The 26689-nt window shown below is 40.1% G+C and carries 16 protein-coding genes, 1 tRNA gene and 1 pseudogene; 6 read left to right on the top strand and 12 right to left on the bottom strand.

Annotation, left to right across the window (positions count from 1 at the left end; translation table 11 throughout):
- The 3 genes from FFO06_RS22280 to FFO06_RS21470 form a co-directional block, all read left to right on the top strand.
- Positions 1 to 1190: calcium-binding protein (locus tag FFO06_RS22280; RefSeq protein WP_137907294.1), on the top strand; the 1190-nt coding region annotated here is incomplete at its 5' end.
- Positions 1191 to 1347: 157 nt separating this feature from the next.
- A complete protein-coding gene (locus tag FFO06_RS06455; RefSeq protein ID WP_137907293.1) occupies positions 1348 to 3753 on the top strand; it encodes a nucleoside hydrolase in 2406 nt (801 codons plus the stop codon).
- A 507-nt stretch (positions 3754 to 4260) separates the two neighbouring features.
- Entirely contained in the window at positions 4261 to 12177 is a 7917-nt protein-coding gene (locus tag FFO06_RS21470; RefSeq protein WP_201275433.1) for a phytase, read from the top strand.
- 163 nt (positions 12178 to 12340) lie between these two features.
- Here FFO06_RS21470 and FFO06_RS06435 read toward each other — a convergent pair whose 3' ends face one another.
- The 11 genes and pseudogenes from FFO06_RS06435 to FFO06_RS06385 form a co-directional block, all read right to left on the bottom strand.
- On the bottom strand, positions 12341 to 13261 hold the full coding sequence (locus FFO06_RS06435; RefSeq protein WP_028085086.1) for an NAD(+) kinase: 921 nt from the start codon (positions 13259 to 13261) through the stop codon (positions 12341 to 12343).
- 6 nt (positions 13262 to 13267) lie between these two features.
- Positions 13268 to 13573, bottom strand: coding sequence for an NADH-quinone oxidoreductase subunit NuoK (gene nuoK / locus FFO06_RS06430; protein ID WP_015080280.1), 306 nt, complete (start codon positions 13571 to 13573; stop codon positions 13268 to 13270).
- Positions 13574 to 13599: 26 nt separating this feature from the next.
- Complete coding sequence (locus tag FFO06_RS06425; protein ID WP_137907292.1) at positions 13600 to 14211, bottom strand: NADH-quinone oxidoreductase subunit J; 612 nt, start codon at positions 14209 to 14211, stop codon at positions 13600 to 13602.
- Between the two features lie 114 nt (positions 14212 to 14325).
- Positions 14326 to 14910: an NAD(P)H-quinone oxidoreductase subunit I gene (gene ndhI / locus FFO06_RS06420; RefSeq protein ID WP_137907291.1), complete on the bottom strand. Its 585-nt coding sequence runs from the start codon at positions 14908 to 14910 to the stop codon at positions 14326 to 14328.
- Positions 14911 to 14982: 72 nt separating this feature from the next.
- Entirely contained in the window at positions 14983 to 16101 is a 1119-nt protein-coding gene (nuoH, locus tag FFO06_RS06415; RefSeq protein WP_137907290.1) for an NADH-quinone oxidoreductase subunit NuoH, read from the bottom strand.
- Positions 16102 to 16592: 491 nt separating this feature from the next.
- Positions 16593 to 17729, bottom strand: a complete 1137-nt coding sequence (locus FFO06_RS06410) for a citrate synthase (protein WP_137907289.1) — start codon at positions 17727 to 17729, stop codon at positions 16593 to 16595.
- 113 nt (positions 17730 to 17842) lie between these two features.
- Positions 17843 to 18337: a phosphohistidine phosphatase SixA gene (gene sixA, locus FFO06_RS06405; RefSeq protein WP_137907288.1), complete on the bottom strand. Its 495-nt coding sequence runs from the start codon at positions 18335 to 18337 to the stop codon at positions 17843 to 17845.
- 74 nt (positions 18338 to 18411) lie between these two features.
- Positions 18412 to 19035 (bottom strand): annotated as a pseudogene (locus tag FFO06_RS06400) (Shedu immune nuclease family protein).
- Positions 19032 to 20273, bottom strand: a complete 1242-nt coding sequence (locus FFO06_RS21115) for a hypothetical protein (RefSeq protein WP_162501178.1) — start codon at positions 20271 to 20273, stop codon at positions 19032 to 19034. Before FFO06_RS21115 ends, FFO06_RS06400 begins: the two are co-directional and overlap by 4 nt.
- A 191-nt stretch (positions 20274 to 20464) precedes the next feature.
- Positions 20465 to 21742, bottom strand: coding sequence for a DHH family phosphoesterase (locus FFO06_RS06390; protein ID WP_137907287.1), 1278 nt, complete (start codon positions 21740 to 21742; stop codon positions 20465 to 20467).
- 629 nt (positions 21743 to 22371) lie between these two features.
- Positions 22372 to 22869, bottom strand: a complete 498-nt coding sequence (locus tag FFO06_RS06385; protein WP_028085093.1) for an HNH endonuclease — start codon at positions 22867 to 22869, stop codon at positions 22372 to 22374.
- Between the two features lie 404 nt (positions 22870 to 23273).
- Between FFO06_RS06385 and alr the strand changes: the two genes are divergently transcribed.
- The 3 genes from alr to FFO06_RS06370 all read left to right on the top strand — a co-directional run bounded on the left by alr (position 23274) and on the right by FFO06_RS06370 (position 25658).
- Entirely contained in the window at positions 23274 to 24461 is a 1188-nt protein-coding gene (gene alr, locus FFO06_RS06380; protein ID WP_137907286.1) for an alanine racemase, read from the top strand.
- Positions 24462 to 24728: 267 nt separating this feature from the next.
- Positions 24729 to 24810: transfer RNA gene (locus FFO06_RS06375), tRNA-Leu, on the top strand.
- A gap of 233 nt (positions 24811 to 25043) precedes the next feature.
- Positions 25044 to 25658, top strand: coding sequence for a 2OG-Fe(II) oxygenase (locus FFO06_RS06370; protein WP_137907285.1), 615 nt, complete (start codon positions 25044 to 25046; stop codon positions 25656 to 25658).
- A 237-nt stretch (positions 25659 to 25895) separates the two neighbouring features.
- On the opposite strand, the gene FFO06_RS06365 is transcribed toward FFO06_RS06370, so the two are convergent.
- The gene (locus FFO06_RS06365; RefSeq protein WP_137907284.1) at positions 25896 to 26546 is read right to left on the bottom strand and encodes an LON peptidase substrate-binding domain-containing protein; all 651 of its coding nucleotides are present in this window, start codon (positions 26544 to 26546) and stop codon (positions 25896 to 25898) included.
- Positions 26547 to 26689 lie beyond the last annotated feature (143 nt).

Genomic DNA, 26689 nt, shown 5'->3' with positions numbered 1-26689 from the left:
CAGATGGCATTCAATCCAGTGTCGCTCTTGCTCTTGCTACTTTCAGCAATATCGAAAACCTCACTCTTACAGGAACAACCGCTATCAACGGTATAGGTAACGATACCCATAACGTCATTACAGGTAATACGGCTAATAACATCCTTGATGGTGGTTTAGGTAATGATACCCTTAATGGTGGTTTAGGTACTGATACTTTGATTGGTGGTTTAGGTGACGATATCTATGTTGTAGATAGCATAACTGACACCATCATGGAAAATCAGGGAGAGGGTACAGATGGCATTCAATCCAGTGTCGCTCTTGCTCTTGCTACTTTCAGCAATATCGAAAACCTCACTCTTACAGGAACAACCGCTATCAACGGTATAGGTAACGATACCCATAACGTCATTACAGGTAACACGGCTAATAACATCCTTGATGGTGGTTTAGGCAATGATACCCTTAATGGTGGTTTAGGTAACGACAGTTTGATTGGTGGTACAGGAAATGATACTTATTTGTTCTCCATTACCACTAGCGTCGGTACTGACATCATTACAGAGGCAGTAGTGGGTGGTCAAGATACCATTGACTTCACTGGTACAACCACAGCAATCCGCCTAAATTTAGGCATTACTACTACTCAAACCCTGGTTGCTAATGGTTCAAAACTGACATTAACTGCCGCCAATACCATTGAGAACGTGATTGCTGGCGCTGGAGCAGATAGAATTATCGGCAATGACTTAGATAACCGCTTGGTTGGTGGCGCTGGTAATGATGCTCTGACTGGTGGCGCTGGTAATGATGCTCTAGTTGGTGGTGCTGGTAATGATACTCTGATCGGTGGCGCTGGTAATGATGTCTTCAGCTTGGCAGGGAATTCTGTATTTACTGTAGCTAGTCAAGGTCTAGATATTATCCAAGACTTTACTCCCGGTAATGACCAAATATCGTTGAGTAAGTCTGTATTCGCTTCTGTTACCAGTGTTATCGGTCAAGGATTCAGTGTAGCAAACGAGTTTGCTGTGGTTGAAGATGATGATTTGGTAGGTACTAGTAACGGGCTGATTGTTTATAGCTCTAGCAGTGGTAGTCTTTACTACAACGAAAATGGCGCGGCTGCGGGCTTTGGTACTGGTGGTGAGTTTGCTCTTCTCGTCACTGCTCCCACTTTGACTGCTAGTAATTTCTCTCTTGTTTAAGGACTAATTAGTTTACTTAATTAGTAATTTTTGAGGTGGGGGATGATTCCTAGGTCGCGCTTTGCTATCATCTCCCACTTTTTTTATTTCAAGAAGGTATAATCTGGTTCATAAAGTATAATCTCGTTAAAAACTATTTCATAATAACTTTTGCTATATGTCTCAGGATCGTATTCCTTTAATTGTGGATGATGATGGTAGTCAGGATGGGATGACCGCATTAGCTTTCATGTTGGCCAATCCTAAGTTTGATGTTCAAGCAGTTACAATCTCACAAGGTATTGCTAATCCTCCAACGTTTGCTAGTAATCTGGCCAAAATGCTATACCGATTGGATGAGACTACCATTCCTATTGGTATTGGTAGATCCACACCATTAGCAGGAAATAACGCCTTTCCAGACTTTATTCGGGATGGGGCAACTACATTCTGGAGTCCTTTTGTCACACTACCACAAGAAATCCCCTCTTTTGTAACTAGGAATGCGGCAGAACTGATTGTTGAAAAAATTAAGCAATCACCTCAACCGGTAGCAGTTTTGTCAACTGGTTCACTAACTAATATCGCTGAAGCTTTGCGTCTTGACCCTTCAATTATCAACAATATTTCTGTCTTGCAAATTTTGGGAGGGGCTGTTTTTGTTCCCGGTAATCTTGCTGTACTTCCTGATCCACCATTCTCTACCAATACAGTGGCTGAGTTCAATATCTGGGTTGATCCAGTTGCAGCACAAGAGGTATTTAAGGCTGGAGAAAGAGGACTGAAAATTCAACTCACTCCTCTGGATGCAACCAACAAAATTGAGTTTAATAGAAAAGACTACGAAGCATGGCTAACAACACCAAATTCGGAAAGTAAGCTTGCAGCAGAATTTTTAGATTTCGCATTGACTGTTATTGCTAGCAATAATGATCCAAATCCTGTCTGGGATTTGGTAGCAGCAATCAATCTCAGTGAACCAGATTTCTCTCCAGAGACACCTTTGCACATTGAAGTTGATACAACATCAGCCCCCGGATCTATTCAAGGACAAACAAAAGTTGTTTCTGGTTTAACACCGAATGTTTTGGTATCATTAAATCCAAGTTTTAACAACATTAGCTTTAATGCCAGTCAATTGTTCTCATCACTACTTGATATTGATACCGTTACCTCTGGTGTTACTACCACATTAGCAGCAGCAAAAACCAACCTCACCTTGACTGGTGTTAACAACATTGATGGTACAGGTAACGCCGCTAATAACATCATCACTGGCAATAGTGGAAATAACAAACTCACTGGTTTTGCGGGTAATGACACCCTGATTGGTGGTGTGGGTAATGACAGTTTGGTTGGTGGTATAGGAAATGATACTTATGTTGTTGATAGCACGGGTGATGTAGTCACAGAAGCAGCTACTCAAGGTACGGATTTAGTCCAATCATCTATCACTTACACTCTGAGTGCCAACGTAGAAAACCTCACCCTCACTGGAATAGCTAACATTAACGGCACAGGTAACACCGCTAATAACACTATCACAGGTAACAATGGTGATAACACCCTAAACGGTGGTGCTGGTGCGGATACCCTGATTGGCGGTGTAGGCAATGATACTTACATTGTTGACAACATACTTGATGTAGTTACAGAAGCATTGAATGGAGGTACAGACTTAGTACAATCATCTGTCACCTACACTCTGAGCGCCAACGTAGAAAACCTCACCCTCACTGGAACTACAGCCATTAACGGCACTGGCAATAGCCTGAATAATACCATCACAGGTAACAGTGGAAATAACACCCTCAATGGTGATACAGGAAATGATACCCTGATTGGTGGTGTAGGTAATGACAGTTTGGTTGGTGGTATAGGAAATGATACCTATAATTTTGTCATTACCACAACTAGCCTCGGTACTGACACCATTACAGAAGCAGTAAGTGGTGGTCAAGATACCATTGACTTCACAGGTACAACCGCAGCAATTCGCCTAAATCTAGGCATTACTACTACTCAAACCCTGGTTGCTAATGGTTCAAAACTGACATTAACTGTCGCTAATACCATTGAAAATCTGATTGCTGGTGCTGGGTCCGATAAAATTATCGGCAATGACCTAGATAACCGCTTGGTTGGTGGCGCTGGTAATGACATTCTGACTGGTGGTGCTGGTAATGATACTCTAGTTGGTGGTGCTGGTAATGACATTCTGACTGGTGGCGCTGGTAATGATGTCTTCAGCTTGGCAGGGAATTCTGCATTCACTGTAGCTAGTCAAGGTCTAGATACTATCCAAGACTTTGGTATCGGTAATGATAAAATATTGTTGAGTAAGTCTGTATTTGCTTCTGTTACCAGTGTTATCGGTCAAGGATTCAGTGTAGCAAACGAGTTTGCTGTGGTTGAAGATGATGATTTGGTAGGTACTAGTAACGGGCTGATTGTTTATAGCTCTAGCAGTGGTAGTCTTTACTACAACCAAAATGGCGCGGCTGCGGGCTTTGGTACTGGTGGTGAGTTTGCTATTCTCGTCACTGCTCCCACTCTGACTGCTAGTAATTTCTCTCTTGTTTAAGGACTAATTAGTTTACTTAATTAGTAATTTTTGAGGTGGGGGATGATTCCTAGGTCGCGCTTTGCTATCATCTCCCACTTTTTTTATTTCAAGAAGGTATAAGTAGGTTGGCGTTAAAAATTGTCGTTATGACCAGGGAACAGGGAACTCTTAACTGGAAGGAAGAGGTTTTGGGCAACTTTACTTTTCGTTACTTATGTCGGTTTTTTTTCCGTTCACTTGCTTAATATTTACTCATTAGTGATTAGTCAATTATTTTATCATTTTTATATATGAACTTAAACCTTAAATAATCCTGTCTTAACTATTATCTTTTATTCTTTCTTTTAGACATAGGTTTCTAATACCAATTTTATGGGATGGATGGTTTGTGGATGACAACAAATAAAGTACATCTTCATAAAACAATAGCGTCCCATCCCTCCCTGTCAACAGACATGATTTTATATTGGTTCATTAGTAATAACCCGCTGTCTGCACGTCTATAAAAAAAAGGGAATAATAGTCATGAGTTACACAGTTCGGTTTTCCCAGTTTAATGCGTCTCTAAATCGTAATACAGCAGGTCAGTTAGTAACTGATTTAGCTACTCCCAACAACCTTCAGGGTAAAACAGTCGCCGAAATCATTCAACGCAACAACCCAGATGTACTACTAATCAACGAATTTGATTACTCAACTCAGGCTGTAAACTTGTTTAGGCAAAATTACCTCGAAATCAGTCAAAATAGTGCCTTACCAGTCACCTATCCCTACTTTTTTATCGCTCCCTCTAATACCGGGATTGCTTCTGGTTTTGATTTGAATAATAATGGTACAGCCGTGACAACTCCAGGTGCAACTGGATACGGTGATGATGCTTTAGGTTTTGGGAATTTCCCCGGTCAGTACGGAATGCTTCTATTGTCTAAGTATCCCATTGATGTTGCCAATGTTCGCACCTTCCAAAATTTTCTGTGGAAAGATATGCCGGGAAATTTGTTGACAAATGACCCTAGCGTGGATAATCCTGCAACAATAGCTAACGAAAAATTAAATGGTTTTTATTCACCTCAAGAAATTAACATCCTCAGATTATCTTCTAAAAGCCATTGGGATGTACCTATTCAGATAAATGAAAAAACAATTCATGTTCTTGTGAGTCACCCCACACCACCCACTTTTGACGGAACAGAAGACCGCAATGGTAAACGTAATAGTGATGAAATTCGCTTCTGGGCTGATTATATTACAACCGGGAAAGGTGATTATATCTACGATGATAATGGTAAACAAGGCAATCTTCCCGCTGGTTCAAGTTTTGTGATCATGGGCGATCAAAATGCTGATCCTAGTGACGGTGATAGTTATAATAATGCTATTAGCCAATTGTTACTAAATCCGAGTGTTAATACCAATGTTATCCCTACTAGTTTAGGCGCTCCTCAACAGGCAATTTTACAACGTGGGGCAAATACTAATCAAAAAGGTAATCCTGCTTTTGACACGGCAGACTTTGCCGATACTGCACCAGGAAATCTGCGTACAGACTATGTACTCCCTTCCACAGATTTACAAACTACTAACTCAGGGGTGTACTGGCCTAATAATACTGATGCAAATTTCCCTTTAGTAGGAACTTTTAATGCTAGTCTTCCCGGTGGTTTCCCCAGTTCCGACCATCGGTTAATTTTTGCAGATGTGCAAGTTGGCGCGACGGAAGCGGGGAAATCTGTTGTTAGTGTGGGATTTAAGGGACAACAAATCTTTAATACGGGTTTTATTCCCACTGGTGCAGCAGGAACGCTAAATGGTCAACAAGTTGCGTTGGGTGGTTTGTCTGGTGTGACTTACGATGCGGTAAATAATCGCTATTATGCCATTTCTGACGATCGCTCATCTAATGCCCGTTTTTATACCTTCACTCTTGACCCTGTTACTAATGCAGTGACTTTTACTAATGTTGTCCAATTGAGGGATATTAATGGTAATGCTTTTGCCGCTAATAGTTTAGATCCAGAAGGTATTGCTTTAACTAGCAATGGGACAGTTTTTATCTCTTCAGAAGGAGAAGTTAGACCAGATTTAGGTGCAAGTCGGGTTACAAATCCCTTTATTAAGGAGTTTAACTTAACCACCGGGCAAGAAATTCGCTCTTTAGCAGTACCTAATAAGTTTAACCCTGTGGTTCAAGACACTAATGGTAATGGTATTGTGGATACGGGTGATACTCAAACATCAGGGGTGCGTAATAATTTAGCCTATGAAAGTCTAACTATTACTCCTGACCAGAAAACTCTATTCACAGCTACGGAAAGCGCCCTCTTTCAAGATGGTGCAATTTCTACAACTACCACCAGCAGCCGTTCCCGGATTATTCAATATAATCTGGTAACAGGACAACCAGAAAAGGAATACCTGTATATTACTGACCCTATTGCTAAAGCCCCTATTGGTGGAACTGCGGCAGATAACGGTTTAGTGGATTTACTGGCAATTGATAATCGTGGCACTCTCTTAGCTTTAGAGCGATCCTTTGCAGTCGGGCAAGGAAACACAATCAAAATCTACGAAATCACCCTTCAAAGTGCAACGGATATTAGTACAGTTAATTCTTTGGCAGTTAATTCCTTGGGTGGTTTAACTCCCGACCAATTAGCTGCAATTCAACCTGTGCAAAAACGTCTGTTATTAAATCTTGATTCCTTGGGTTTACCTAATAGCGACAACAATCATCCCACAGGTACAGATAATATTGAAGGTCTAGCCTTTGGTCCCAAATTGGCAGATGGTAAACAGTCTATCGTTTTAGTGAGTGATAACAACTTTAATTCTACCCAATTTACTCAAATCCTCACCCTGAGCGCTGATATAGTCCCCACAGTTACGCCCATTGTGGAAACCCGTCCAGCACTTTTAGATGATGGTAGTTTACCATTTAGTCAAAGAGCCGATGCGGATGATCCAGCAATTTATGTTAATGCTACAGATTCTAGCAAAAGCCTAGTTTTAACCAGCGTCAAAAATGGCGGCTTGCGGATTTATGATTTAGCTGGAAACCTGTTGCAAACTATTAACCCTAGTAGTCCAGATGTTCGCTACAACAATATTGATTTGCAATATGGTTTTACCTTGGGTGGTGAAAAAATTGATGTAGCTGTGGCCAGCGATCGCCATAATGATAAACTAGCAATCTTCAAAATTAACCCCCAGTCTACCAGTGGCAACTTCCTAGAAAACATTACCGATAGCAGTGCAGCTACAATTTTCCAGGCTTTACCCTTCACTGCTCCCTATTCACCATCTACCCGTAGTGCTTATGGACTAGCACTATACCGCAGTCCTCTCACTAATGATTACTATGTTTTTACTAGTCGTCGTCAAACTGGAGATGTAGCCCAACTCAAGTTAGTTAATCGAGGCAACGGCAAAATTGGTTATGATCTGGTGCGTGAGTTCACAATTCCCTCATCAACAACAGCGGGCGCTACACCTCAAACAGAGGGTATGGTAGTAGACCAAGAAACGGGTTTTCTGTACATTGGTCAAGAAGATGTAGGTATTTGGAAATTTAACGCTGAACCCAATGGTAGTCCCGTTGGTAGATTAATTGAGAAAGTCAAGGCAGAAGGTGGGGCAAACCTCACCAATGATGTTGAAGGGCTAACCATTTACTATGGTAAAGACGGTACGGGCTACCTTTTAGCATCTAGTCAAGGTGATAATACCTTTGCAGTTTACACCCGTGAAGGCAATAATAACTTTTTAGGACGATTTGGAGTTGGTAATAATGGGGGGATTGACAGCGTTCAGGAGTCTGATGGGGCTGATGTAATTAACTTGCCCTTAGGTCCTAATTTCCCCTTAGGTCTTTTTGTTACTCAGGATGGGTCTAATGATCCTGCTACTGTTGTCAATGGTGAGAATATCAGCAGCAATTTTAAATTAGTACCCTGGGAAAATATTGCTAATGCTTTACCTAATGCGCTGCAAATAGATACTACTAGTTACGACCCCCGTAATCCCGTCCTGCAATCAAGACTAACTAATTACCAATTTACTAATTTACCCAAATTAGGCACAACCGTTAAAGGACAAGATATTTTCTTAGGTGGCTTCTCTGGTTTGTATTTCCAGGGTATAGCGGCCAATGGTAATCTGCAATTTGTCACTCACACTGATAGAGGACCCAATGGCGACTCCACCGGGGCTAATCGGCCATTCTATTTACCGGATTTTCAACCAGAGATAGTCAGTTTTGAACTCAATCAACAAACAGGGGCGATCGCCATTACCAAAAGAACCGGACTGTTTGAGAAAGATGGGACAACGCCATTAACCGGACTTCCTAATCTGCAAGCTGGGGGCAATGGTACAGCCTACACCGATGAAATTGCCGTTGATTTGAATGGTCAGCTTATCCCTAACAAGGCATTAGGGGCTGATTTAGAGGGAATTGTCATTGCACCTAATGGTGATTATTGGCTAGTAGATGAATACCGTCCGGCTATTTATCATTTTGATGTTAATGGTAAACTACTTGAGCGTTTTATTCCCCAAGGAACTGCTATCGCCCCTGCAACTGACGCAGCGCCCGGAACTTTCGGTACAGAAGTTTTACCAGCAGTTTATGCCCAACGTCGCAATAATCGCGGTTTTGAGGCCGTGGCTTTGGAGGGTAGCAAACTTTACGCCTTTATTCAAAGTGCCATTGATAATCCAGATAATGCCGGTGATACAACATCCAGAAATTCCCGTAATTTGCGGATTTTAGAATTTGATATCGTTTCTGAACAAGTCACGGGTGAATATCTCTACCTTTTGGATAATATTACAGGCAGTGGTAACGCCAAGACAGATAAAATAGGCGATGCTGTTTCCTTGGGTAATGGTAAATTTGCCGTAGTAGAGCGGGATGATTTAGGGACAAGTGCTTCTAATAAATTAATTTATGAAATTAATTTGGCTGAGGCAACAAATATCAATAATCCCGCCAATTTTACTCTACCTGCTGGTAAAACTATTGAACAACTCACACTCTCCGAGTTAACTACAGCTAGGATTACCCCAGTGAGCAAGAGTTTAATAGTTAATGCCGCCCAACTTGGTTATACTGGTGTTGAGAAGTTAGAGGGTTTGGCGTTGGTTGCACCAAATACCCTGGCGTTAATTAATGACAACGATTTTAATGTTTCTGGTAATACACCTATTCAGCAGTTGGGGATTTTAGAGTTAGCTGGTGATGCGGCGCTGACTGCTATTAATAGCATTGCTAGTGGGGATACCACTCAAACTTCTACTGTTCTCTGGAGCCAGGGTATTTTTCCAGGTGAGGTTAAATTTGAGTATTCTACCAGTTCTGATTTTAGTAATATTATTGGCACACGAACGGCCAATGTAATTGATGTTAGTCTACCTGTAAAAGTGAGTATTAATGGACTAACTCCCAATACTAATTACTTCTATCGAGTCACTGATATTACTGGTGCAAGCAGCATTGGTAAGTTTAGCACAGCGGCCACTCCGGGGAATAAAACCGGCTTAAAATTCGGCGTTTCTGGTGACTGGCGGGGAGAATTAGCACCCTATCCGGCTATTAATAATGCGGATGAGGCTAATCTTAAATTTTTCATTGCTTTAGGTGATACTATCTACGCGGATGCTCCCTCTCCTGGGGTGAAAAATCCAGAGGTTGGTGAAAAATCTCAAGCGACAACGTTAGGGGATTATCGCGCCAAGCAGTCAGAGGTTTATGGCAGTAAATACGGTGTAAATACTTGGGGTGATTTACGAGCTTCTACTTCAATTTTGGCCACAATTGATGATCATGAGGTAATAAATGATTTTGCCGGTGGGGCGTTGGTTAGCCAAGATAATCGGTTTTTAGCTGCTTTTCCCAACGATAATCCCAATGCACTGATTAATGACAGTAACCTTTACGAAAACGGTCTGCAAACTTTCCAAGAATATAATCCCATCAGTGACCAATTCTATGGACAAACGGGGGATGTTCGCACGGAGGGTGAACGGAAACTTTACCGCTATAACACTTTTGGGGGTGATGCGGCTACTTTTGTCCTGGATGCTCGTTCTTTCCGTGATGTTGGATTGACGGATGTAACTAATTTTAATGACCAAAGCCAGATTGCTAATTTCTTAAATCAGTCTTTTGATTCTAGCCGGACTATGTTGGGTAGAGTTCAGTTGGCTGACTTAAAACGGGATTTACTTGAGTCTCAACGGAATAATACTACCTGGAAGTTTATTATTGTTCCCGAACCAATTCAGAATTTAGGTGTGGCTATAGCCGGCGATCGCTTTGAAGGTTATGCAGCGGAACGGACGGAAATTCTCAAGTTCATTAACGACAACAAAATCACTAATGTGGTTTTTGTCACTGCGGATTTCCATGGAACTTTGGTTAATAATCTCACCTATCAAACCGGACCAGGAACGGCACAAATCCCTACTGGTGCTTGGGAAATTATTACTGGTTCTGTGGCTTATGATCAACCCTTTGGGCAAACTGTAGCTAATTTCTTTTTTAACTCTGGGCAAAAGGCGTTTTACAATTCTTTACCTATTGCCAATGATGCTGATAGCGTACTCAACGATAAAGACGATTTTATCAAACAGGTTGTTAATGGTGGAATCAATGCTTTAGGTTATGACCCGATTGGTTTGAATGACAATCTTGCTGTGGCCAATGGTTTGATTAATGCTAATTTATTGCAGGGAGACTACATTGCTACTCATACCTACGGTTGGACGGAATTTAACATTGACCAAGTAACTCAAAAGCTGACGGTAACAACCTACGGAATTGATGCTTACTCTCGTGGGGAGTTGGAAGCTAATCCCAGTAATATAGTGTCCCGTCAACCTCGCATTGTTAGCCAATTTGAGGTAGATCCTAACCCCAAATTGAGTATTAACGATGTTAAGGTAGTAGAAGGATTAGATAGAAAAGCTTTTGTTACCGTGGTTTTGAGTGGTGGTGGTAGTAGTCAAACGGTAAAGGTAAATTACAGCACTAGTGATGGTACAGCAAAAGAAGGGACTAACTACACTGGCCTATCTCTGGGCGTTATTACCTTTAATCCGGGAGAAACAACAAAAACTATCTCTGTGGCGATCGCTGATAATAGCATTATTGAAACAGACAGAAGTTTTACTGTTTCTTTGAGTAATCCTGTGGGGGTAGCTATTGCTGATGGCAGTGCGACGGTTACAATTACGGATACTTTTGTGGCTACGGAGTCAACGGTATTAGCACCGGGTGTAGAAAACCTTACTCTGACTGGAACTGCTAATATTAATGGTACTGGCAACAGCAATAACAATACCATCACGGGTAACAGCGGTGATAACATTCTGAATGGTGGTACTGGTAAGGACACTCTGATTGGTGGTGTGGGCAATGACACTTACACTGTTGACAACATACTTGATGTAGTTACAGAAGGGTTGAATGGAGGTACAGACTTAGTACAATCGTCTGTCACCTACACTCTGAGCGATAATGTAGAAAACCTTACCCTGACTGGAATTACAGCGATTAACGGGACTGGAAATAGTCTGAATAATACCATCACAGGTAATGGTGGGAATAATACCCTTAATGGTGGAACTGGTGCGGATACCCTGATTGGTGGTGCAGGTAACGACAGTTTGCTGGGTGATACGGGAAATGATACCCTGAATGGTGGTGCAGGTAACGACAGTTTGGTTGGTGGTATAGGAAATGATACCTATCTGTTCTCCATTACCACAACTAGCCTCGGTACTGACACCATTACAGAAGCAGTAGATGGTGGTCAAGATACCATTGACTTCACTGGTACAACCACAGCAATCCGCCTAAATCTAGGCATTACTACTACTCAAACCCTGGTTGCCAATGGTTCAAAACTGACATTAACTGCCGCTAATACCATGGAAAACGTGATTGCTGGCGCTGGAGCAGATAGAATTATCGGCAATGACCTAGATAACCGCTTGGTTGGTGGCGCTGGTAATGACATTTTGACTAGCGGTGCTGGTAATGATGCTCTAGTTGGTGGCGCTGGTAATGACATTCTGACTGGTGGTGCTGGTAATGATGTCTTCGGCTTTGCAGGGGATGCTGCATTCACTGTAGTTAGTCAAGGTCTAGATACTATCCAAGACTTTGGTATCGGTAATGACCAAATATTGTTGAGTAAGTCTGTATTCTCTCGTTTGACTAGTGTTATCGGTCAAGGATTCAGCCTAGCAGAGGAGTTTGCTGTGGTTGAAGATGATGATTTGGCAGGTACTAGTAACGGGCTAATTGTTTATAGCTCTAGCAGTGGTAGTCTTTTCTACAACCAAAATGCTGCCGCTGCGGGCTTCGGTACTGCTGGTGAGTTTGCTATTCTCGCTACTGCTCCCACTCTGACTGCTAGTAATTTCTCTCTTGTTTAAGGACTAATTAGTTTACTTAATTAGTGATTTTTGAGGTGGGGGATGATTCCTAGGTAGCGATCGCGCTATCATCTCCCACTTTTTTTGTTTTACGTTAAAATTCCACTATTTTCCCCAAACATAAAGAAATTAAGGGAAAATAGATCAGGAAAATAGACAAAAATCAATTGCGGTGATTATTGTTGTAACGAACCCTTGTACCAGCCCAAAGTAACTTTTCCCGCAATGTTTGATAATAGGAATTATTTGCCCGTAAGACAATAAACTTAGCACGACAATCAGCCATTCGGACATCCACACGGTGTCCCGGCCAAATAGAGGTAGATAACACGCCATCCATCCATAGTTTGGTACTTAAATCATAATCTCCCAAAGGCCAAATACTGACCACAGAACCAGGAGGTAAGACAAGAGGACGACTAGAAAGACTCATAGGACAAATGGGAGTGATGGTAATTGTTTCCATACCATCATGGATAATTGGTCCACTGGCAGAAACAGTGTAACCAGTAGAACCTGTGGGAGTGGAGATAATTAAACCATCTCCCACATATTGATCAACTATCTCACCATCAATTTCCATTTCCAGAATTGAGGTAATCATTCTGTCAGCAGAAGCGGGTTTGACACAAAACTCATTTAGAGCTAAGTAACTCTCGGTAACTGGTTCTAAATTAGAACCAGTCCCTTCATATACCGCTGCTTGTAACATCATGCGTCGTTGGATAGCATAACGATCTTCTAACAGACGTTCCCAAACTACTTCTGGATCTTGAAATTCATCTACTGACTCCGTTAAAAACCCCAAATGGCCACCTACATTGACTCCGAGAATGGGAATACCAGCGGGGGCTAAATGCCTAGCACTGGTTAAAACAGTACCATCACCACCAAGTACCAAGGCCAGATCGATTGATTGATTAGCAGAGGCCAAAAAAACCGGATAGGGGTTATCTTTTGGCCCACTAGGTCCCATCAATACTTGGCAATGACGATTTTCTAGTTGTTTAGCACAGAGTTCGGCCCAGCGTTTACTCTGGGGATCTCGTGCTTTATAAGCAATGATTACCTGCTTGAGTTGCACGCGCTATTACCACTTCAGGAGATTAAACTGCTCCATGTCAACGGTATCACGGTTACGATAAATAGTTAAAACAATCGCCAAACCTACCGCTGCTTCAGCAGCAGCCACGGTAATCACAAAAACTGTGAACACCTGGCCTTTAATTAAGGTTGAATCAAGGAAGTTGGAAAATGCCATTAAATTCAGATTAACGGCATTTAGCAATAACTCAATTGACATGAGTACCCGAACTGCGTTGCGACTGGTAATTAAACCATAAATCCCAATGCAGAACAAAGCCGCTGCTAGTAATAAGAAGTATTGAAGTTGCATGATTGTCGGTTGTCGGTGGTCAATTGTCAATTATTAGAACTGCTACCAGTGGATATGAGTTCTTTGGGGCGCTCTGGGAGGGTTAAAATTGTTTGTGGTAGGTCAGAGGTTGGTAATTGGTCGGGTAGATATTCTCTTCGTGCCAAAATAATCGCTCCTACCATGGCTATGAGCAAGAGGACGGAAGCTAATTCAAAAGGTAGCAAAAAGTCGCTAAAGAAATGCTCACCAATGACTACGATGGAATTTTGACTGACTTTCCCGTTGCTTGAGTTAGCCCAAGGTGTGGCTACTACCATTGTGCTTAAAAGAGCAAATAGTCCAAAACTGACTATAGCTGTAAATATTTTTCGTAATCCTGCACTAGGTAATGGTGAAAAATCCTGTCTTTTGTTTACCAACATAATGGCAAACAGAATTAAAACGTTAATTGCACCAACATAAATTAATATTTGGGCTGATGCGACAAAGTCACCATTTAGCAATAGGTACATCCCCGCAATGCTGATGAATACACCTCCCAGCAAAAAAGCGGAATAAACGATGTTAGAGAATAGCACTACACCTAGTGCTGCTCCAATCATCATTACACCAAGAATGCCAAGTGATACAGACTGTACTCCCTCTGCTAGATTCACTGTTTTCTATCCTTATTGATGTTTAATAAATATTGAGTAGCAATTGGTGATTGGTGATTGGTAATTGGTAATTGGTAATTGGAAAAATTTTGATTACCCATTACCCATTACCTATTACTGATTACCACTTTCTACTAGGTCTTCTGGACGAGAACCAGCACGGGGAGCTTCCTCTGGTACTCCGTGGGGGTCCATTACACCTTTAGGTAGGTAAGCAAGTTCCCGTAATGGTGTCACCATTGGATCGTTTGTAACTTTATACGGTAAACGTCCCAAGGCTACGCTATCGTAGTTCAGTTCATGGCGATCGTAAGTGGCTAATTCATATTCTTCTGTCATGGATAAACAGTTAGTGGGACAGTATTCCACACAGTTACCGCAGAAGATACAAACTCCAAAATCAATACTGTAGTGTTTGAGCTTTTTCTTTTTGGCTACTTTGTCCATTTCCCAGTCAACTACAGGGAGGTTGATAGGACATACACGCACACAGACTTCACAAGCAATACACTTGTCAAATTCATAGTGAATGCGACCGCGAAATCTTTCACCGGGAATCAATTTTTCGTAGGGATATTGGACGGTAACAGGTCGCCGTCTCATGTGGTCAAAAGTAACAGATAATCCTTGACCAATATAACGACCTGCTTGTACGGCTTCTTTGGCGTAATCACCAACTTGTTTGAGGAAATTGAGCATTGTGTGTCTCTCTCTTTACAATTTTGGATTTTAGATTTCAGATTCAGTCCAGAATCTAAAATCTAAAATGCCTTACCCACCGAATGCGAAGGGAAAAGCTAGTTTAAAGGCTGCTGTTAAGAGCAGATTTACCAAGCCTACTGGTAAAAGGAATTTCCATCCTAAATCTAGCAATTGGTCAATCCTTACCCGTGGTACTGTCCAACGAATAAGAATGGCAAGAAATACTAGTAGGTAAGCTTTAATTACGGTCATGGTAATTCCTATCACCGCTGTAACCACTTGGATGATAGGATCACTTTCACTGACTCCTAACCACCCGGTAATCATATCCAGGGGTATGGGACAATGCCAACCACCAAGGTACAAAATTGCTACTAGTAAGGCAGAAAGTACAAGATTAATGTAGGAACTCAGGTAAAAAAGCGCGAATTTCATCCCTGAATATTCGGTCTGATACCCTGCTACTAGTTCTTCTTCTGCTTCTGGTAAGTCAAAGGGTAAGCGTTCACATTCTGCTAGGGCGGCTATCCAAAAAATGATGAAGCCTAATGGTTGTCGCCAAATATTCCAGCCGAAAACCCCAAAATTAGATTGTTGGTTCACGATGTCAACGGTACTGAGACTATTGGACATCATAGCGATCGCTAGTACACTCAGTGCTAGGGGAATTTCATAACTTATGGACTGCGCTGCTGCCCGTAAACCTCCCAATAGGGCATATTTATTATTACTGGCATAACCTGCCATTAATAAACCAATGGGCTGAATACTGGATAATGCAATCCACAAAAATACCCCCATGCCCACATTAGTAATGATGATATTCTGTCCGAATGGTACGATTAAATACGACAGAAATACTGGTAAAACGACAAGAACAGGTCCAAGGGTAAATAGCCAAGGATCTGCCTTAGCGGGGATGATATCTTCTTTAAATACCAGCTTCAGACCATCCGCTACAGGAACCAGCAATCCAAAAGGACCTTGATATTCTGGTCCTATACGCTGCTGTGCCGCCGCTGAAATTTTCCGTTCTAGCCAGGTCGCAACTAGTACGCCTACTGTAGCCCCAATGAGCATCAATACCATTGGTAATGGCATCCATAGGGCTTTGGCCGCCCCTGGGGGTACGCCTAAGTCCTTAACAGATTGAATAAAAGTTCCTTGAAGGTCAATTCCTGGATTCATGTTTGCTGCTCTTGTAAGTCAACTTCCTGATGAACTATGAATAATGGGATCTAAGTTTCCCATTTTCATCTTTTGTCCTTCAGCTTTAGTAATTATCCCTGGGAGATTTGGATGCCCGATTGAAGTTCAATGTACGGGCGAACGGCAGGAAAGCCCCTGCACCAACTCATGAGTTTAGTATATCCTTGGATGGTTTTTACCATCAGACCCAAGAGACAACTTTTCTCTATGGTTAAGATTGGTAATTGATAATTTATCAGTGGAGAAATGGGCAAAAGTTTACCCATTCAGCAGTGAGACACAAATAGCCGTTTCCACTCTGGTAACGTCGATTGTATCTAAATTGTCTGATTTTCTGCAACAGCCTACTGTTGTCAGCCGGATTTGTAATTTTGGATCATAAGCCCCAATAGAAGATGTGACATTTATCAATCTGTCCACTGAAGGGCATAAATTCAAAATCCAAAATCTAGAGTTGAGTTGTTTATCACTTAACGTTGGTCTATGGGAGTGTAAGAGACTTCATGAAGACCATTGTAAACTTGGGTAGGACGGAAAATCCGGTTTTCTACCAGTTGTTCTTTCCAGTGTGCTAACCAACCTGCTACACGAGCGATCGCAAATACTGGTGTAAATAAGTCTGTAGGAATCCCCATTTTCCTATACACTAAACCGGAATAAAAGTCAACATTAGGATAAATCCCTCTGTCACCCAATTTTTCGGAAACTACCCTTTCCATTTCTACGGCAATTTCATAATATTCGTCATACCCGAATTTCTCAAACAACTGCTCTGCCAAGCTTTGTAAGATTGTAGCGCGGGGATCTTTGACTTTGTACACACGATGTCCAAAACCCATGATTTTGGCTTTGCGTCGGAGAAGATCATCTACGTAAGGACGAACATTCTCTACAGAACCAATGTTTTCTAGCATCTGAATTACTTCTTCATTCGCTCCCCCATGCAAGGGTCCGCCTAAAGTACCTACGGCACTAGCAACTACAGCATAGGGATCTGTCAAGGTAGAAGCTGTGACTCTAGCACTAAATGTAGAAGCATTCATTGTATGCTCAACATGAAGAATTAAGCAAACATCAAATATCTTGGCTGCTAAAGGATCAGGTTCTTTCTCGTTCAGCATATACAGGAAGTTAGCCGCATAGTCTAAGTCATCCCTGGGTTTAACGGGGTCGTTACCTTCCCGCATTAACTGGAAGGCTGCTACCATTGTGGGAATAGTCGCTATTAACCGGACAGCGGAGTTACGAATATAGACCGGATTATGTAAGTCACGGCGAGAATAGAATAAACCTAAAGCAGCAGCAGAAGCTTGAAGAGCATCCATAGGATGACCACTTTCAGGGAAGCATTTCATCATGTCCCTAATGCGGTATTTGATGCGTCTGTGGAAGAGAACTTCATGCTCAAATGCTTTTAGTTCTTCCTTGGTTGGTAATTCACCCCAGATTAAAAGATATGCAGTTTCTAGGAATGTACTTTTTTCGGCTAATTCCTCAATCCTAATACCACGATATTCTAGAATTCCTTTCTGCCCATCTACATGACTTATACTCGATTGAGCTGCGGGAATACCTTCTAAACCAGGCTTGTATTCGCATACCGTCATGGCAACACCATTTACTTTGTAAAATATCTGCTCACGTTAACTCACCAGAGACTATTTTCACTACAAGAGTTGCCGATATTACAACTATTCTATGCGTTCATATTGAACAACTCTTACAGCAGGTACTTGGGCTGTGTCAACCAGAACATTTGACTACGACCCAAGGGAGAACCATCATCTGGTAGTTTTATTCCCATCATACCTGCTTTTTTGAGGATAAGGCTCTCTTTTGCTTCTCCCCAGAGGAGAATTTCTGCCCAATGGCTTAAACTAGGCTCATGGCCTACTAATGCTAGTTTGGTTTTTTGGGGATATTTTTTAGGTTTAAGCCATTCTTGCCACCAATTTTGAATATTACCATCAAAGCTAAGATGATCTGATGCTTCTAACTGGGAACTCAGTCCAGCAGCAATGAGTATTTCTGCTGTTTGATAAGCGCGAACTAGGGGACTAGTGAGTATTAAATCAAAATTAAAACCGAGTTTGACTAATCTCTGGGCTATTTTCTCGGTTTTTTCTCTTCCTTCCGGGGTGAGTTGTCGTTTTTCGTCTTTTAGTCCTGGTTGATGTTCTTCGGCGATACCATGACGGATTAAGTATAGTTCCATTTTTTCAGTTGGGTGTTTTTATATGATTTTTTATTTTGCGAAAAAGCGCAAACAAGAGGGTAAAATTAGTAATTTCATAAAATCTTTGGATACCGTGAAAGTCTATTTCTTGTATCTCTAGCTAATTGATCAAATGTTTTACAAATTACTTTGCGTGAGTCTACTACAACTCTATTTAAATACCATTTCAATCTAGTTTTTTCAACCTCGCTAAGAAATTCATCTCTACCTATAACAAGAATACCTTGATATTCTATATTCTCACTTCCAAAAATAGAACGAAATTGACCAGTATTCTTAAAATCATCAAGTTTCTAAAACCAATCAATGATTTGACTAAATCCATTTTCAAATCTAGACGACCACTCTGATGTAGTTTTTCCTTTTTTGTTTACAAAAATACTATCTTTTCTAGCATCTTCAAATTCAATGAAACAGTAAATATTATTTACAGAATCACCAACAACTAAATCGGCTCTAAAATTTCCAAATAATGTAAATTCATGTTTGATTTGGTTGCAAAAGTTATCAGGAGCGTACCATCCAATACAGGCAGATAAATGTTGTCTCTCTTTGAAAAAAGGAAGTATATCCTTCCGTTCATTTAATTCCTTATTATCACGCAGTAGATTTTCAAATTCCTCAAGTTCAATCAAACACTGTTTAATATCTATATCACAAAAATCTAGACCACTCATACTTTAGCCTTTTCTAATAATCCATATAACATTTCAATCCGTTTGTAATTAACTATATCAATAATAGTTACTTTTTTAGATTGAAATTCAAAAATGATTCGATATATGCCTACCTTGGCAATAAAATCATTATCTGAACTTGAATTTAGTTTAGAAACTTCAATTTCTGAACAATCAGGAAAGTTTTCTAGACAACTAATAGCATAACTAATCTTTTCTTTCTCTTGAGTTGGTAAAACATCAAGTGCTATTTGTGCGTTATCATCTAAAACTGTTTCATTTTTGTTTACCTGTTGATTTTTAGATTCAGTAGAAGTATCGTAATACTCATCAGATAAGTGTTGAAGTTCATTGAAAAAATTAGTTCCTCCTTCTCCTTTTTCCAATGCGTGCTTGATCTTTGCCAATATTTCTTTTTCTTTTGGGTGATTATGTAACTCAGAAACTACTATTTCTTGAAATTTCTGATTTCTTTGTGCTGTGTTTTCCTGAATATTTTTTGTCATACTAGCCATAAGCCTGGAAACCTGTATAACTGCTATTTTTTCAGTTTCAGATATATTAGAAGTCCATTCTATCAATAACTTAACAACCAACGTTACAAGCTTATGTAAAACCTCCGAATCTAGCTTTTGAATGTATCCGTGAGCCAGTCGGTTGCGCTGTTCAAGACAAGCTTGAATAATATCAAATTCAGAAATTGATAACTCTCCCAAAGAGTACATTGATTTTATTAATTTTATGGCTGGTAAACGTTCAACAGGAATTGATACATCAACTGCTCTTTTTCTTAATGCTCCCTCAAAAAGACTCCAAAGAAAAAGAAAAGCAGGTTCAATATTATTATTTTCAATCAGCTTGCTAACTTGACTAAAATAGTTAATTAGTTCTTCCCAGGATGGCAGTTCTTCACAAGTTCCTGGTAATGATTCTGCTTCCATATCTTCAAGTGTCACTAATAAAAAACGCCAGCCTGGATGTTTACTCACTTCTTCTGCAACAGATTGTAAACGCTCAACTGAAACTGGAGTAATGCTGGTTTTTACTTCAATTATTAAACCTATTAAACCGCATTCATTTTCATTCTTAGTAGCCAGAATATCGGGTTGATAATTATCCAAATCAAACGGTAATTGATCTGCTTTCGGGTTTTGTATAACAGTAAATCCTTGATCACGATACTTTTTGATCAAAGATTCAACTTTCTCATCATGTAAACTTTTAGTATTTTCCATCATAAGTATTCTGCCAATGGTTGAGATTCACTTACTTTGACATAAACACACTTTTGACCAATAATGACACCTTCGCGCAATAATAAGTTATACCAAATTTATACCCGCTTATCAGACAGCAAAAGCCAATTCATTTGCATGGGTTCAGCACTGCTAAACCCTAAATTAATCAAGTCTTTTAATCCGGTTTAAGACTAAATTGGATTATCTCTCGGATTTACCAATCTTAATAATTTCTGTTTGATTTGTGCGTCGAAAACTTCCCATTTCATTTTGGCATAAGCCGAATTTTCATTACCACCTGATAAAAAACCCATGGGAATTTCAAAGCCTCCCGCACCAGTTCTCCCCCCACCAAAAAATCTCCCGGCGCTATCTTGTCCAAAGGCTTCTTTGATAAATTCATCAGGATCTAGGGTCAGTTTTGTCGTCCTCAAAGAACCTATAATTACTTCTAGTTCGTCGTCTTCATCATGAACTATTCCATACACTACCGCAGTATGAACATTCTCTTCTGTAACTAGAAAATCAGCGGCTTGGGGAATTGCGTCCCGATCATCATACCGCAAGTAACCAACACCAGCTATGGAAAAATTATTTTGAACAATGCGGTTTTTAAGCGATCGCTCAATCACATCCATTACACGCTTAGAACGATTTGCTTGTAAAATAGCATTTAGTAACTGAGCATCATAAAATCTGCTCAAATACCCAGCAGCCATAAAATCTTCTTCTTGGGCTTGCATTAACCTATTTGTATCCGATCTTAACCCGTGCATTAAGGCTGTAGCACATTTAATGTGCTGGTTAATACTATTATCTAAGGTCAATAATCCTGCTTGTAAGTATTGAGTAAAAATTGTCGCTGTAGCTCGCACATAAGGACGAACATCCATAAATTCGGATTTGATGTCCCCCTGCAAGCTATGATGATCTACTAGCACTATTAAGGGAATTCCCGCTTGTTGGATTGCTGGTAATAATTGAGAGGTAGTTCCCTGGTTGTCAATTAACACGAAACCGTGATAACATGACAAATCTTTATTTTTCAGGGTTTGCATTGTCCAGCGTTGAGCGGGTAAATTAGTTAATTTAACTAAAGCAATATTTTCCTGATGGCTTAAAGTTCCCGCGTAAATAATGTCACATTTGATATCATACTGTTGGGCAATTAATTGATATGACCAGGCACAAGAAAGAGCGTCGGGATCAGGAAAATCCTGTAAAATCACTAACTGACGTTCATGGCGGTGTCCTAGCAGGGTTTTTTGTAACTCTTCCGATTTCTGAGACGCTAAAGAACTGCCACGCTGAACTAAATAGATACCACCATCACTATTAGCCGGTGATAAAGATGTCCGGACTAAAGGTGGAGGTTCAATAATGTCTCTCTCTGTTTCTACTTCCTCTGGATTTGGATCTTTAGCTAAAGATAAGTTCTCAAGTTGAGAGGCTGGATAATTCGCGTACATAGGGAACTGTATTTCTAAACGTTGAAGGTGGTGTTATCCATTTAGATATAATCCAAGCAATAATGCGCTGCTAAAGCTACATGAGACTTGTCCATAATCTAAAGTTAATTGTTGGTACTATCTAAAGTTGTTTATTTTTTGTCATTAACACAAGTCAAAAAGTGCCTATAAATGCCAAAAATCAAGCAAGCCTCTCCTTTTAGCATCTATTTGAATTCTTGATTTCGAGACTTGTCTAAACAAATATGCAGATTTTGATGAAAATTAGATAATTATCTTGAATATTTATTTGACTTGTGTTATGCTTACTATCTTGTGTTCAAATTTGTTTCTCAATTTCTTTGGTGGCTTGGTGGCAAATCATTTACTCATAATTGTAGCAAATTATCAGTTAAGAGCAAATCCTCCCTCTATATCCCTTCTTAAAGGATATAACCCCAATTCTTGAAAAACAAGTAATTTGCGACGCTGCGGACATAAAAATATCAGCTTATGGCAATTCTACCCTAAGCTGGTTAGCACTAACCCAAAACAAGTAAAAATACCACTTGTAGCCACTGTTTTAGGTTAAACAGTTCTATCCACAGGTGAAATTTGACCTGAGTTTTTGTAGTTGATTCTGTATAATGTTAAAGGCCTATTACGTACTTTTGCCATTCTTGGTGCAGTCCACTTTTCAGATGTTTTGTTACCTCAAAGTAAAGACTGCTATAAGGTTGGCGAGGTAAATGACGCAAAGGCATCCGTGCTTCTTGGGGTGTACGACTGCCTTTTTTGACATTGCAGCATACACAAGCAGCAACAATGTTTTCCCAGGTGTCACCCCCCCCTCGTGATCTCGGTATCACATGATCAAGTGTCAACTTATCTCCTGTGTAACCACAGTATTGACAAGTGTGTCCATCACGATGCAGGATATTCCGACGGGTCAGAGGAACTTCCATATACGGAACACGGACATAGTGGCGCAATCGGATAACGGTTGGCTGCGGAAAGTCAGTGTAAAGGAATTTACCATTGTATTCTAAGCGTTCAGCTTTGCCTTTCATCAACAACACGGTGGCCCGTCGCCAACTGGTGATGTTGAGCGGTTCGTAAGAGGCGTTCAGGACTAAAACCTTCCCCATGAATCTGCGCTCAAGGTATTAGTTTTACATATATTAACACAAATACACTTTCTTGGGGATAGGAAAGGAATTTATACTTTTATTCTCAACTCAGATTCTCGACTTCTTCCAGAAGTGGGGTATCTTGTGGTTACTATTTTCCCAAATTTGCCAAAAAAATCGCAATAAAGAAGTATTTAGGGGTTGACATTTGATTTTAAATTTGTTATGATGGAGACGATAAGGAAGAACTATCATAAAATAATTAAGTTAAAGAAAAATTGTTGAATATGCGGACACACTAATATTACTCACGCCACCATCTTGTATAAATTACCGGATAAAAGTTAAACTTCCTGATTAAATTGATATAGCTTCTAGGGGATGGGAGAAGCTTTTCGGTGGTGTGATAGGAGTGAAGTCCAATGTTAAATCGCAAACAAACCCCAATTTTTACTGATCATCAAGAACGTGATGCTTATGCTTGGTTTTCTCAGCGGGCTTGGGTAGAAATTGATTTGGGAGCTTTGTCTAATAATGTCAAGGAGTTGGTAAAGTTTTTATCCCCATGTACTCAATTAATGGCAGTAGTTAAAGCTGATGCCTATGGACATGGGGCAGTAGCAGTTGCTAAAACTGTTTTAGAATCCGGTGCTAGTTGGTTGGGTGTAGCGACTGTTCCCGAAGGTATTCAATTGCGGGAAGATGGTATTCAAGCCCCAATTTTAATTTTAGGGGCAACGAACACACCAGAACAAATTCAGGCGATCGCTGATTGGCAACTTCAGCCTACCCTATATAGTCCCAAGCAAGCTTTAGAATTTTCTAACGTATTAGAAAATATTAATTATAATTTACCCTTACCTGTACATATTAAATTGGATACAGGAATGTCTAGATTAGGCACGAATTGGCAAGAAGCAGCAGAATTTGTCCAGTTGGTGCAAAGATTACCCCATTTGCATATTGCTAGTATTTATTCTCATCTGGCAACAGCAGATAGTCCTGATGCTAGGATGATGACAGAACAGCATAGACGATTTGAAAAAGTAATAGCACACATCAAAGCTAAAGGTATCAAAATTCCTATTTTACATTTAGCTAACTCAGCGGCTACTCTTACAGATAGAGGATTACACTATGATATGGTGCGCGTAGGTTTAGCGATTTATGGGTTGTATCCTGCTATTCACTTACAAAATCAAATCAAACTTAAACCTGTTTTACAGGTTAAAGCTAGAGTTACCCAAGTTAAAACTATAACTGCTGGTACTGGAGTTAGTTATGGTCATCATTTTATTGCTGCTGAGGAAATGCGGCTGGCGGTGGTTGGTATTGGTTATGCTGATGGTGTACCCCGTAATCTTTCCAACAAAATGCAAGTATTAATCCGTGGACAGCGTGTGCCGCAAATTGGCGCAATTACAATGGATCAAATGATGTTAGATGTAAGTTCTATACCGGATTTACAAGAGGGGGAAGTAGTTACATTGTTGGGAGAACAGGGAAAAGAGCAAATATCGGCTGATAATTGGGCAAATTGCCTAAATACCATTTCTTGGGAAATTCTGTGCGGCTTTAAGCATCGTCTACCTCGTGTAACTGTTATGTAGATGGGAATATGGGGAGAAATTACTAAGCTGTTACGCATTTAAATTTGATAATCCTAATCTAGCTAGATGTTGTGGTACGGGCATCTTGCCCGCTAGAATCATACAAATTAAATGGAGTACAGCTTAATACCCCATAGCCTAATTCTCAATTTATTAGGACTTACGGAAGTTTCACAAGTCCTGTTTATTTGAAAATTTAAATTTTTATTTAAATTTTTTACCTATTGTCATAAATGATTTGTTATGCTATAATCATGAAATGATAATGCGGATATGGCGAAATTGGCAGACGCGCTAGATTTAGGTTCTAGTTCCGAAAGGAGTGAAGGTTCAAGTCCTTTTATCCGCACTTTTGATTCACTATCGTGGTCAGTCCTTTACTAGTATTGATTTTTTAGGCTTATCCTGGACTGTGGTTATGTTGCTTATGGCTAATTCTGAGTTGTGAGGTTATTTGCAGATTTCCGTATAGACGCATGGAGATGAGCCATATTCCCGTATCGTAGGAAGAAAAAAATACAGAACTGAGAGTGTGGTATAAATAGATGAAAACTCCTGCAATGTAAATTAGTTTAACTGACTGTGAAATACTATCAACAACATCCTCACGTCTTTCCTCTTCAATATCTCCAGGACTTGTGGGGAGAAATCCAAGCTTGTCCCTATTTTGCTATTAATAACCTTAATCGGGATTTTGTGAATACTAAAGGCTTTTCTGTGGTGTTTCAGCGTCAGGGTTTAGCGGAAGTTATCCAAAAATTTCCCTATTTTAAGCCTTATTTAGATTTAGCACTTTTACCTACTTGTAATGCTTTTTATCTCAATCCTTTACTACTTAAAGCGGGTTCTCGTGTTGACCCCCATATTGATCGATCTTTGCGTTCCTATTGTAAAACTGTTGAACCACCAGCATTTGTAAGCGTTCTTTATGTGCGTGTACCAGAGGATATGCAGGGAGGAGAATTGGTGCTAAAATCTCAAAAACGTCAGGTTGGACAAGTTAAACCCCAAACCAATGCTTTAATTTATTTTCAGGGTGATTTAACTCATTCTGTGAATGCTGTTACAACTGCGGGAAATCGCTTAAGTCTTGTTTGTGAACAGTATAGTTTAAATGAAGATGAACTTGAAGAAATACCACATTTTACCTTAGAGTCGAGGATTAATCAAGGGAATGGCAAAAAACAAAAGAAGTAAAAACAAGAATTTATAAGTAGGTGAACGGAAAAAAACCGACATAAGTAACGAAAGGTAAAGTTGCCCAAAACCTCTTCCCAGTTAAGAGTTAAGAGTTAAGAGTTAAGAGTTCCTTTGTCATAACGACAATAAATCTTGATTATCTTTGGTGAGGATAATACCATCAAATTTTGGAACATAGAAACTAGAAGCTATGTGCAAACCCTGAACTTATAAAATTTGTAAAATTTGGACAGTTTATCCCATATTACTAAATGTATCTTTAAGCACAGAACGTGCTGCTAAATGATTACGAGTAGAAGTGAGAATTTCCGCTTCTCGTTCTAAACGAGCCACTGTGTCCTGTATTTCTAGTAATGCTTGTTGTTCTGGAGCGACACCATACAGATTACTACCTATCCAATAAGATAGTTCTGTGGGTAAATCTGGTAAATCATTGGGTAATTCAATATTTTGTTCTGTTAATTTGGATGAAAGATGAACCACATCCCGCAAAAGTTGTTCCACTTCAGATGCTAAAGGACGTAAATCCTTAGCTGGTGGTTGATCTTCAATCCATTCTACCAAACCAACGCGATAAGGCTTTTCCCGCACATACTCTAAAACACGAAACCTTTGCTGTCCTAAAGCTAATAGCTTCATTCTGTCATGAGGTAGCCGTTGATAATGAAGAATTTCCGCGCAACAACCAACATTAGCAATTGTCCCATTAGCTGGGTCAATCATCAATACCCCAAATCGGCGATCGCTCTCCAAAATCGTATTCATCATGATTCGGTAGCGAAATTCAAAGATATGCAAGGGTAATGGTCTGGTAGGAAATAGAACTACTTCAGGTAATGGAAACAGGGGTAGTTCACGAACTGCAATTTTAGAAGAGGATGTCATTGTTAGTTAGTTGAGTATAAATTAATTGTATTCTTAAAATATTATATTGTTTTCTAATTTCTCCCGACTTGGTTTATATTTTATCATTATGTTTGATCGCTAAAGAAAAAGCCCACAACATAAATTTTTTCACAAATTTTTTT

The sequence above is a fragment of the Dolichospermum planctonicum genome (assembly GCF_005402965.1).
GTDB lineage: Bacteria > Cyanobacteriota > Cyanobacteriia > Cyanobacteriales > Nostocaceae > Dolichospermum > Dolichospermum planctonicum.
This window is presented reverse-complemented; position numbering and strand designations above follow the sequence as displayed.